The sequence below is a fragment of the Massilistercora timonensis genome, from assembly GCF_048354975.1.
In the GTDB taxonomy this organism is placed as follows: domain Bacteria; phylum Bacillota; class Clostridia; order Lachnospirales; family Lachnospiraceae; genus Massilistercora; species Massilistercora timonensis.
The window spans coordinates 1-11,429 of the sequence record NZ_DBGCJQ010000084.1; the positions used below are offsets into that span (position 1 = coordinate 1).

Annotated in this window: 11 protein-coding genes; 1 reads left to right on the forward strand and 10 read right to left on the reverse strand. The window is 54.7% G+C overall.

Annotation, left to right across the window (positions count from 1 at the left end):
• Nucleotides 1–198: 198 nt before the first annotated feature.
• The 5 genes from ACML7B_RS07820 to ACML7B_RS07840 form a co-directional block, all read right to left on the reverse strand.
• Nucleotides 199–1,377, reverse strand: a complete 1,179-nt coding sequence (locus ACML7B_RS07820; RefSeq protein ID WP_346708640.1) for an NAD(P)-dependent malic enzyme — start codon at nucleotides 1,375–1,377, stop codon at nucleotides 199–201.
• 67 nt (nucleotides 1,378–1,444) lie between these two features.
• Nucleotides 1,445–1,987 (reverse strand): DUF5662 family protein, encoded by a 543-nt coding sequence (locus ACML7B_RS07825; RefSeq protein ID WP_418540434.1) that lies wholly within the window; start codon nucleotides 1,985–1,987, stop codon nucleotides 1,445–1,447.
• A gap of 25 nt (nucleotides 1,988–2,012) precedes the next feature.
• Complete coding sequence (locus ACML7B_RS07830) at nucleotides 2,013–2,651, reverse strand: TraX family protein (protein WP_418540436.1); 639 nt, start codon at nucleotides 2,649–2,651, stop codon at nucleotides 2,013–2,015.
• Nucleotides 2,652–2,655: 4 nt separating this feature from the next.
• Nucleotides 2,656–4,344, reverse strand: a complete 1,689-nt coding sequence (locus tag ACML7B_RS07835) for an alpha-amylase family glycosyl hydrolase (RefSeq protein WP_418540439.1) — start codon at nucleotides 4,342–4,344, stop codon at nucleotides 2,656–2,658.
• 20 nt (nucleotides 4,345–4,364) lie between these two features.
• Nucleotides 4,365–5,378 carry a sugar ABC transporter substrate-binding protein gene (locus ACML7B_RS07840; protein WP_418540441.1) on the reverse strand — a complete coding sequence of 338 codons (1,014 nt, stop codon included), beginning with the start codon at nucleotides 5,376–5,378 and terminating at the stop codon, nucleotides 4,365–4,367.
• Between the two features lie 138 nt (nucleotides 5,379–5,516).
• Here ACML7B_RS07840 and ACML7B_RS07845 point away from each other — a divergent pair, with 138 nt between their 5' ends.
• Entirely contained in the window at nucleotides 5,517–5,828 is a 312-nt protein-coding gene (locus ACML7B_RS07845) for a DUF1292 domain-containing protein (RefSeq protein ID WP_346708650.1), read from the forward strand.
• Here the strand turns inward: ACML7B_RS07845 and ACML7B_RS07850 are convergent.
• The 5 genes from ACML7B_RS07850 to ACML7B_RS07870 all read right to left on the reverse strand — a co-directional run.
• Nucleotides 5,811–7,640 carry an ATP-dependent helicase gene (locus ACML7B_RS07850; RefSeq protein WP_418540445.1) on the reverse strand — a complete coding sequence of 610 codons (1,830 nt, stop codon included), beginning with the start codon at nucleotides 7,638–7,640 and terminating at the stop codon, nucleotides 5,811–5,813. The genes ACML7B_RS07845 and ACML7B_RS07850 overlap by 18 nt on opposite strands.
• Nucleotides 7,641–7,649: 9 nt before the next feature.
• Nucleotides 7,650–9,107 (reverse strand): glutamate--tRNA ligase, encoded by a 1,458-nt coding sequence (gltX, locus tag ACML7B_RS07855; protein WP_418540447.1) that lies wholly within the window; start codon nucleotides 9,105–9,107, stop codon nucleotides 7,650–7,652.
• A 2-nt stretch (nucleotides 9,108–9,109) separates the two neighbouring features.
• Entirely contained in the window at nucleotides 9,110–9,850 is a 741-nt protein-coding gene (locus ACML7B_RS07860) for an SIR2 family NAD-dependent protein deacylase (RefSeq protein ID WP_346708653.1), read from the reverse strand.
• A gap of 64 nt (nucleotides 9,851–9,914) precedes the next feature.
• The gene (locus ACML7B_RS07865; protein WP_418540449.1) at nucleotides 9,915–10,394 is read right to left on the reverse strand and encodes a threonine/serine exporter family protein; all 480 of its coding nucleotides are present in this window, start codon (nucleotides 10,392–10,394) and stop codon (nucleotides 9,915–9,917) included.
• The coding region (locus ACML7B_RS07870) for a GNAT family N-acetyltransferase (RefSeq protein ID WP_418540451.1) at nucleotides 10,391–11,429 on the reverse strand (1,039 nt) is incomplete at its 5' end. The genes ACML7B_RS07865 and ACML7B_RS07870, both read right to left, overlap by 4 nt.

The following is an 11,429-nucleotide window of genomic DNA, read 5'->3' on the forward strand; positions in this document are numbered from 1 at the left end:
CACACAGCCCGAAAGCTACAAGATCCTTAGTCTTGCTCGTCTGCCAGTTCCGACACTTCCGCATGGCGATTAAATCGTCCGAAAGATATGTTACTACATCGGGTCAGAAATGTCAACCAAAAAAATATTAAATTCTGAATTATAGAAAATAAGCAAGCCGCCTTGTCTCTTGGCCGAGCAGGCAGCTTGCTTTATCATCTACAGTCTCGCCACGCCGCTGTCTCTTGCCGCCTGGGCCACAGCCTTGGCAACCGCTGCTCCCACGCCTGGCTCAAAGGCCGCCGGGATGATGTGGTCCGCGTTCAGCTTGTCGTCCGGGATCATGGCTGCCAGCGCCTCTGCCGCCGCGATCTTCATTTCATCATTGATATCGCTTGCCCGCACGTCGAAAGCGCCACGGAAGATTCCCGGGAAAGCCAGCACGTTGTTGACCTGATTGGGGAAATCGCTCCGTCCGGTAGCGATCACTGCCACGTTCCCCGCCTTCTTTGCCTCGTCCGGGAAAATCTCCGGCGTAGGATTGGCACAGGCAAAGATGACGGCGTCCTTGTTCATGGTCTTCACCATATCCACCGTCAGTGCGCCGGGCGCGCTGACTCCGATAAATACATCCGCGCCCTTTACCGCTTCCGCCAGGCCGCCGGTTCTCTTATCCCGGTTGGTGATCTTAGCCATCTCTTCCTTGATGGGGTTCATCCCCTTCTCTCTTCCCTCATAGATGATCCCGGTGCGGTCGCAGAGACGGATCTCTTTCACACCGGCGGAAAGAAGCAACTTGGAGATAGCGATAGCCGCGGCTCCCGCTCCGTTCACCGCGATCTCGATGTCCTCCATCTTCTTGCCAATCAGCTTCAGGGCATTCTTAAGGCCCGCAAGAGTTACCACTGCCGTTCCGTGCTGGTCATCATGGAAAATGGGGATATCACAGCGCTCCTTCAGCTTTTTCTCGATCTCAAAGCAGCGGGGCGCGGCGATGTCTTCCAGGTTTACGCCGCCAAAGCTTCCGGACACCTGATAAATGGTCTCCACGATGGTGTCCACATCCTGGCTCTTGATACACATCGGGAATGCATCCACGTCGCCAAAGGCCTTAAAAAGCACACATTTCCCCTCCATAACCGGCATTCCGGCCTCCGGTCCGATATTGCCAAGGCCAAGGACTGCAGAACCGTCGGTTACCACCAGGCACAGGTTGTGCCGGCGGGTTAGCTCATAACTTTTGGAAATATCTTTCTGGATCTCCAGGCAGGGCTGGGCGACTCCAGGGGTATATGCCAGGGAAAGGTCATCCTTTGTCTCCACCGGCACCGTTGCGTTCACTTCAATTTTCCCCTTCCACTCCCCGTGCAGGCGAAGGGACTCCTTTGCGTAATCCATGATGATTCCTCCTTTGATCGTCACATTCTGGTTTTATTCTATTGCATTTGGTTTCACTTTTCAATTTCTACTTTTTATTTTTCAGGATCTCTTTGCGGATATAGCGGAAAGTCTCTTCTTCCCCCTTTTCCGCCAGCATTTCCAGCAGATGTCTCAATAGCGCCGCCGTCTCGGGATGGATCATCTTCCCCAGCTTCTCCGCACCCTGCTCGTAATATTTCAGGGGATGGCTGACGGTATAGCGGTCGCCCATATAAGTCTTGGAAGCCGCCACCCGGTCCATGAACATCTCCACCGCATACCGGATGGGCATCTTCTGCCCCACGATCCCTTCCCCGGGATCCACACTGTAATCCAGCCAGTATTCATAGTGGTGCTTATTCCTGCCCTTGTGGTGGAGCCAGGCTGTAGAATAGCCGGTAGCCTCCCGTTCCGCGTTGTTGGGGCTGCGATTACCCTGATAATAACGGCAGCCCACCAGGAATTCCGTGGGCGTATATTTGGACATATCATGAAGGAGGCCCTGCTTATACAGGCCCACCTTAAAACAATGCTTCATTACCAGCCATTTATGATGATTGATGGTCCGCAAATGTTCCAACGCTTTCATGTTTGTCTCCTCATTCCTTTATCATCTACAGACAGATCCGGATCCCGTACAGGATCAGCAGATGCACCGGATAAAAAAGATAGAAGAAATACTTCATCTTTCTCCCCTGTTTTCCGCGATACAGCCCGATGGGCACACTGGCCAGCACTCCCAGATACTGGATCCCCGGCTGCCACAGGAAGTTCCACAGCCCGCCCATGCATAGCCGGCCAAAAGAAGATTCCCGGAATCTTCCGTAGATCACCGGAAGCAGCACACCCAGGAATCCGTAATCCACTCCTGCCCACTCTCCGATCATAAGCCCGCACACCAGAACTATCACCTGCCCTGCCGGCTCATGGAGCCGTCCCAGAAGTTCCAGCACCCCAAGGCTAAGTCCCAGAGTAAAGAACACGTTCTGGCTTCCAGACTCCAGTAAGGTCCCCTGGAAGGCCAGGTCATAGGGGATCTCCGAGATCAGGGCGAAAAGCCACAGCCGCAGCAGATACCGCTTTACATCGTGAGTATGGTAGTACCCTTCCGCCAGAAGGAAGGCAAAGATGGGAAATGCAAGCCTCCCGATCCCGCGCATCCACAAGGCCTCCGGGAACAACAGCGCCCCTGTGTGATCCACCGCCATAGAGAAGATGGCGATCCATTTCAGCTGAAAAGAAGTAAGTTCCATCCGGTTACTTCCCGGCCAGGATAAGGATGGTCCTGGCTTTCACTTCTATCTGCCTCTGCTGCTTCAACTGCCGGGGCGTCTCCAGCACGCCCTCGTCTGTAGAGGCGATCACATGCCATGCTTTCCCCTTTGGAAGGGCCGGCAGGGCAAATTTATGCTCCAGCCAGTGCATGTTATAGGCGATAAAACAATCGTCGCCCCCTGCCACTGCGCCGCTGTAGTAGACGCCCAGCTGCCTGCTGGACACTTCTTTGGGCGCCTGCCAGGCGTTCTCCCCGTGATAGGATACATCCGGCACTCCGCAGCGGGTCTGGTCCAGTCCCAGCATCTCCCGGGCCGGACACAGCACCGGATATGCTTTGCGCAGCCGGATCAGATCCTTCACAAAGCCGCACAGCTTCTCTTCCTTTTCCAGTTTCCGCCAGTTCAGCCATCCGGTAGGATTGTCCTGGCAGTATACATTGTTATTTCCCTTCTGGGAATTGGCAAACTCATCTCCCGCCAGCAGACAGGGAGTTCCCTGGGCGGTAAGAAGAAGGAAAAGGGCGTTTCTCATCTGCCGCTCCCGCAGCTGCAGTACTTCCTTCTTTCTGGTAGGCCCTTCCGCCCCGCAGTTCCAGCTGTAATTGTAATCCGGCCCGTCCGTGTTATTCTCCCCGTTGGCCTCGTTATGCTTCCCGTCGTAGGAGACCAGGTCGTTCAGGGTAAACCCGGTATGACCGGTGATGGTGTTGCACACGCCTTCCTTCGAGATATGGCGCAGCCAGTAGATCACACTGTCCACCATTCCTTCGTCCCCCTTCAGGAACCGGCGCATGGTATTCATAAATTCCATATCATGCCGCAGGATCTTGGTCTTCTTAAGCAGCGGATCCTGCCGGATGCTGTCCATGGGTGCCGTCAGTGGATTCAGGATGAATCCGTCAATGTGGTATTCCATCCGGTAATACCGCAGACATTCCTCCGCCAGGAATCCAGGCGTTCCTTCCGAGAACGGCATCTCCAGCACCAGTTCCATCCCCTGCCTGTGGCAGGCCTTCACCAGATCCTTCAGGGACCGGGGGCCGTCTCCCAGAGCAGAATAAGCGCTTTTGGGCGCAAACCAATATGCCGGCCCGTATCCCCAGTAATTGCGATAGCGCCCGCACTCTTCAAACTCATACACCGGCATACACTGGATCTGGTTGATGCCCAGATCTTTCAGATAGGGAAGTTTTTCTTTGAGTCCCTCAAACGTCCCCTTGCCCTTCACTTTGGAGCAGGGATCCTTGGTAAATCCCCTCACATGAAGACTGTACGCCACCACCTGATGATCCGGGATCTCCAGGGGTGCGTCCCCTTCCCAGTCATAACCGCTCTTTTCAATAACTCCACGGACCTGATGCTTCTGAACGTCCCGTTCTTCTCCCCAGGCTTCCCGTCCTGCCAGGGCCCTGGCACGCGGGTCCACGAAGATCTCCTTCTCTGTCCGGTAATTGTATTCCCGGCAGTCTTTATCCAGGTCCTCCAGCGCAAGATAGCGCACTTCCCCGAAGACCTCTTCCATGGGATATTCCAGACAGGGCTTCTCCTCTCCCGCCCGGTACAGCAGAAGACTGCAGGACTTCCCTTCCGGCACTGCCACGGAGAAATTGATCTTCTCTCCCTCGCCGCTTACTCCAAGCGGCAGTGGTTTCCCCTCTGTTTTCTTCATATAGTTCCCCTTTCCTGCGGCTACTGCCATCCGTCTGTTCCGTACATGTCTACATTTTCCGCATTTATCATAAAGACTTCCTCGTAAGTCTCCCTCTCAAAAGGCTCGCCTTTCAACATCTTCAGTACCAGTTCCGCCGCAGATTTCCCCATATTGATAGGAGACTGGGCCGCTGTCCCCGCGATCTGGTTCCCTGTCTTTTTCAGTTCCTTCTTAATGTCCGGGGAACCGTCCACGCCATAGATGATCACATCCTTCATCTCCGCCAGGTTGACCGCCGTCTTGGCTCCCACAGCCATCTGGTCATTGCCGCACATGATCGCCGTCAGATCCGGGAATTCCTTCAGGATCTCCTGGGTCTCCTCCAGCGCCCGCTCAAACTGGCCACCGGTATCCGCCCGGGCAACTACTTCAAACCCATTCTCAGCATCGGCGATGGTCTCCTCAAATCCGGTGATCCGGTCATTCACAGAATTCTGGGTGGGGCATTCCAGGATGGCGATCTTGCCGCCTTCCGGCTGCTTCTCCATCAGATCTTCTCCGCAGAGCTGACCGGCAGTATAATTATCTGATCCGATATAGGCGTCCACATAGTCCATTTCTTTCACCTGAGCGTCCACGTTGAGGATCTTGATCCCCGCTTCCTGCAAAGCCTGCAGAGACGGAGTGATCTCCTCCCAGTTCACCGGGGTCAGAAGGATGGCGTCAATCCCCTCGTCGATCATCTCCTGGATCTGGCTGGCCTGCAGATCCGGATCCGTCCCCGGATCCTTGGTGATCATCTGGCAGCCTTCCGCTTCCAGCGCCTCCCTGGCCGCGCTCTCCAGCGTGATAAAATAAGGATTCTCCATATCGATGGCGGAAAAACCGATCACATAGGACTCCTCCTCCGCCTCCCCTTCACCTTCTTCTTCCTCCGGCTCCGTCACGGCATTGTCCTCCGGCGTACCCACGTCCTTCTTGCAGGCTGATATTCCCAAGGTACAGATCAAAACCAGCATCATCAGTATCTGTAAGCCTCTTCTTTTCATCATCTAAGATCCTCCTTATGTGTGCCTGTGCACATACAATTATATTTTACAACATTTTTATCCTTTTGACTACTGCATCCTTGCTTTTTGCCCCTGCCTCTGGTACAGTTAGAGTATCTTTAGCAAAAGGAGAACGAAGATATGGGTGCACAAAACACAAACCTGGAAGAAGATGTGATCACCGTCACTCTCACACTGGACAACGATGAGGTGGTAGAATGCGCCGTCCTCACCACCTATGAGGCGGGCGGCAATGAGTATATCGCCCTGCTCCCCATGGACGAGGCCGGCGAGGAAGCCACCGGGGACGTCTATCTCTACCGTTACCGGGAAGTAGACGGCGAGCCGACTCTGGAAAATATCGACGACGATGAAGAATATGAGATCGCCGCCGATGCCTTCGATGAATGGATGGATGAACAGGAATTCGAAGAATTACCGGATATGGAATAATTCACCCACAAAGCGGGAGGGACTTGCGTCCTTCCCGTTTTTTTCGCGGACATAACTGACAAAAAGCCGTTTTTTCGCCCGGGTCATGGCCACGTAGAACAGGCGGCGCTCCTCCTCCACCTCTGCTTCCATCCTTGCCTTTTTATAGGGGATCACTCCTTCATTGGCACGGATGATGAACACCGTGTCAAACTCCAGCCCTTTGGCTCCGTGCATGGTGAGAAGGGATACTCCTGTTCCAGGCGTTTTCTGCCGGCTGGTCCCGGATTCTTTTCGCTCCTCAATGTGCATAAGCCACTCCGGGATGGTGCGGCAGCCTTTGGACAGTTCCTGGACTTCATCCAGCACCTCCGCCCATTTCTTCCAGTCTGTCTGCCGGTACTCCCCGTAACTCTTCAAGAATTCATCGTAGCCAATGCTTTTACGGATATACTGGATGGCCGCATAGGGCGTCTGCTTTTCGATCATCTTCATATCCCACTCCAGCTGATCGATGCGATCCTGCATCCAGTCCTTGTCACAGTAGAAATTCCGCAGGGACTCGTAGGTCACCGGCTCCTCCCCAAGACTGTCTCTTCCGATATAGCGGTTAGGACGGTTCACGATCCGGAGAAGATGCCGCTTCTCCATCCGCCCCTGGGAGAGGGAGAGATAACTTATCAGATCCCTTACCGCGAAATGGGCATAGAGATCCTCCGGCTTCTCCTTCATGACAAAAGGGATCCCCCGGGCGGCCAGAAGCTCTGCCAGCGCCCGGCCTTCCGCCGCCGTGCGGAACAGAACGGCCATCTGGGAGAGGGGTTCCCCCGCCCGGGCAAGCTCCGTTATCTCCCGCAGCACATACCCACTTTCTTCCACCGGGTCCTTTACCTCCTGGATGTGGACCACTTCCCCTTTTGCCTTTTTTGCCTGCAGCTTCTTCGCACACCGCTTCTTGTTGTTTGCGATCACCCGCAGGGCTCCGTCCACGATAAAGCCTCCGGACCGGTAATTGGTCCCGAGGACGATCCTTTGGGCTTTGGGATAGTCTTTCTCAAATTCCTGCATGATCCCCGGGCAGGCTCCCCGGAATCCGTAGATGGACTGATCATCGTCCCCCACCACGAAAAGATTGTCCCGGGGCTTCGCCAGAAGACGCAGCACCTGATACTGCACCTGGTTGATATCCTGGAACTCGTCCACCAGGATATAGGAAAACCGCTGCTGCCACCGCTTCAGGATATCCGGCCGGGTCTGGAACAGCCTCAGGCAGTAGAGGAGCATATCTTCGAAATCGATCTTCCCCATCTCTTTCTTCCGCTTCTCATAGCATTCAAAAACGCTCCGGAACTTTTCCTTTCCGCAGCATTTTGGCTCATATTCCTCCAGTTTTTCCATCCGGTTCTTCACACTGCCGATCTCGCCGGCCAGGTCCCGCACCAGGTCTTCTTCCTCCTCCGGCCCTTCTCCCGCCGAAAGTTCCGAGAGGATCTGCAGGAGCAGCCCTTTTTTCTCCTCCCCGGTGAGCAGCCGGATATGCCTGGCTCCATAGACCCATTTCAGGATCCCGTAGTAAAATCCGTGGAAGGTCCCGAAAGTAACGGGATAAGTCCCCTCCCCCATCACCTGGCAGAACCGCTGGCGCATCTCCATAGCGGCATACCGGGTAAAGGTAATGACCAGAATTTCTTCTGGCCTTACCTGATACCTGGTGATCAAATATTCGATTCTTTTTGCGATGGTAAGAGTCTTCCCGGAACCGGGACCGGCGAGGACCATACAGGGTCCGTCCTTGCAGGCGACCGCCTGCTTCTGAGCTTGATTTAACTCCATAGATACCTCTTACTTGCTTAACATCTCGATGCCTTTGCGGATCCTGCGCAGGGACTCCTCCTTGCCCAGGATCTCCATGATCTCCGTGGCGCCTCCCGGCGTGGTCTGTTTGCCGGAGACGGCGGTGCGCACCGGCCACATAACGAATCCGGTCTTCACGCCCTTCTCATCCACATATCCCTTCAGCGTCTCAAACAGAGCGTCGTTGCTGAAATCCTCCTGGGCTTCCAGCCTGGGCAGCAGATCCGTCAGCACCTCCAGAGAATTCTCCTCATTGGTCTTCATCTTCTTGTGGCAGTACATGGAAGTGTCATATTCCGGCAGCTCCTCAAAGAAATCGATCTGCTCCGGAATATCCGGGAATACTTCGATCCTTGTCTTCACAAGAGCCGCGATCTTCTTAAGGTCGCAGTCTCTTTTGACCACTTCCTGGATATAAGGCTTGGCCATCTCGTAGAACCGGTCAAAATCCATGGCTTTGAGATACTCTCCGTTCATCCATTTCAGCTTCACGATATCAAAGACCGCCGGGGACTTGCTCATATTCCGGTAGTCAAATTCCTTCACCAGTTCCTCCAGGGAGAAGATCTCCTGGGTCCCGGATGGGCACCAGCCAAGAAGAGCCACGTAGTTTACCACTGCCTCCGTCACAAATCCCTGGTCGATCAGATCCTCATAGGAAGAATGTCCGCAGCGCTTGGACAGCTTCTTGTGATTCTCGTCGGTGATCAGCGGGCAGTGCACGTAAGTCGGCACATCCCAGCCGAATGCCTCATAGATCTTGTTGTACTTGGGCGCAGAGGAAAGATACTCATTGCCCCGGACCACATGGGTGATCCCCATCAGGTGGTCGTCGATCACATTGGCGAAATTATAGGTGGGATAACCGTCGGACTTGATCAGGATCAGGTCCTCCAGCTCTTCGTTGGGGACGGTAATATCCCCGTAAATGTCGTCATGGAAGGTGGTGGTCCCTTCTGTGGGCATATTAAACCGTATCACATAAGGCTTCCCGGCTGCCAGGTTGGCCTCCACCTCTTCTTTGCTAAGACCAAGACAGTGCTTGTCATACACCACAATCTGAGTCCCGTCGTCCGACACCTTGGCCTTCAGGGAATCCAGCCGCTCCTTGTCGCAGAAGCAGTAGTAGGCATCCCCCTGCTCGATCAGCTGTTTGGCGTACTTAAGGTACAGGCCCGACTCATTGCGTTCGCTCTGTACATAGGGGCCTACTCCCCCGTCCTTGTCCGGGCCTTCGTCATGGACAAGCCCCGTCTCCTCCAGGGTGTGGTATATGATCTCCAGCGCCCCTTCCACAAACCGCTCCTGATCCGTATCCTCGATCCGCAGGATGAAATCTCCCCCTGCGTGCTTCGCGATCAGATAGGCGTAAAGCGCGGTCCGCAAATTTCCCACGTGCATCCGCCCGGTGGGACTGGGCGCAAATCTTGTTCTTACTCTTTCCATGGTTACTCTCCTAACTCCTTGATGATATTCTCTAATGTCTCGTCCACTCTCTGGTCGATGACCAGATCCGCGAACCGGTCTGAAAAATGCGGTGTGGAGTGGACCACCACCAGCTTTTCTCCTTCATAGTAGTTCACCAGCTGGGTGCACAGATAAGTGTTCAGGTTGGTTCCCAGAGCAATCAGAAGGTCCGCCTTCTGCACTTCCTCCGCCGCCCGGGTGATCACACTGTTGTCCACCATCTCTCCAAAGAAGCATACATCCGGCCGGATGGGCGCGTGACAATGCTCACACAGCGGCACACGTTTGGATTCCCGGATATACTCTACCGGATACTTCCGCCCGCAGCTGGGACAGTGATTCTCATAAACGCTCCCGTGCAGGTTGATCACATTCTGGCAGCCTGCCCTTCCCGGCAGCCCGTAGATCCTTCTGGTGATCACCGACTGGATCAGGCCCTTTTGCTGCAGCTTTGCCAGATCCACGAAGCCTTTCCCCGGTGGGATATCCAGAGAACTTAAGATCTCATTCCGGTAGAACTCGAAGAACTGCTCCTTCCTTGTGGAATAAAAACCACTGGAAAACATCTCTTCCAGGGAAAACCCGTACTTTGCTTCAATGTCATAAGATTCACTTCCGTCCCGGATCGCCGGGTATCCGTTCTCCAGCAGCATCTCATAGCCGCTCAGCACCGTGGTATATCTGCTCTCCTTAAGCATCTGCAGCAGTGTTCTCTCTAACATATCCATCCCTCCCCGCTAAAACTCTCTATGATTAGACTTATTGTATCATAGATGATTTCCGCTCTCAAGCCTTTCCCCTTCTCTTAAGAGCCTTTCTCTGGCGCCAGTAGCGGATCTGGAAGAATTCTCTTGGGATGGATACGATCAGAACGATGCCCAGCACAATGGCAAAAGCGATCTTCAAAGCCTCCATTCCCCGCTGACCGGCCAGGGCCATCCGGTTTGTCACCAGATAGTAGGCGGTAAAATACACTCCCGCCCCGGGCACCAGGGGAATGATCCCGGAGATCAGGAAGATGGTGATGGGGCACTTCATCCGCACCGTCAGGATCCTTGAGATCAGCACCACGGCCAGAGTTCCAAAGAAGGAAGCAAGCGCCGGCGAAAGGTCATAACCTGCGGTCAGCGCAAGGTAGATCATCCACCCGGCGGTCCCGGTAAGCCCGCAGCACAGGTAGAACCGCTTCGGCACGTTGAACAGCACCGCGAAGGCCACCGTCCCCACGAAAGATCCAAAAATATGCAGCAAGATCGTCTGGATCACAGGATCACCCCTCCCATCATATTGTTATAAAGACTCAGCGTAATACCTACGCCGATGGCGATATAGACAAATACCAAAAGGGCGTCGATCATCCGCACCGTACCGGAGAGGAAATCACTGTCCGCGATATCCCGGATGGCGTTCACGAAAGCCATTCCCGGCACCAGAGGCATGATGGCGCCGCTGATCATACCCTCCAGCCTCAGCGTCTCCCAGAAGGGGATCTGCCGGGCTAACAGCGCCAGCGCCGTGATCACCACGCCGCCCACCAGATTGACGATGATCTTGGACATATGGTGGCGCTTTGCCGTCAGCACCCACACATACAAGAGACACCCGATAAGGAAGGCAACCCCGCTCTCCGTCACCGTAGACCCCAGGAGAAATCCAAGACTGGCGCTTGAGGCCCCTGCCGCCAGGATCTGGAAATAGGGCCGCTTAGGCGGCATCTCATCGATCTCCTTGAGTTTCTTTGCCGCCTCCTCCATGGTCACCCGCCCGGCCGCGATCTCCCGGGACAGATCGTTCACCTCCGCCACGATCCCCAGATGGGCGCTGGACAGAGGGATATGCTTCACCTTCGTGTAAGCCTCCTCCATCCCGTTCTCCGCGCTGACAAAGATGGCGTGGCTCAGTGTAAAGATGTCCACCTGATCCACATGGAACCGCTGGCAGATCCGGGTGATGGTCTCCTCCACACGGAAGATCTCTGCTCCGTTTTTTAAGAGGATCCTTCCCGCCTCCAGGGCCAGGTCCACCACTTTCTTTACATCCACTTCAGACTCCAGCCGCTTCTTCAGGTACACCATGTCCACCAGGCGGACTCCATCCTCATAGATAGGCTCCTGATAATGGTCCACAAAGAAGTTCGCCACAATATGAGAATTGACAAACCCGCATTTCTCATAGAATCCGATGGTCTTCCTGCAATTGCCGGTCCCCACGTACATGGTGTCGCAGCTGCCGCTGTAATGCTCGCAGATAAACCGGATCATCTGCCTGCCATAGCCTTTTCCCTGGCTCTCCGGCTCCGTG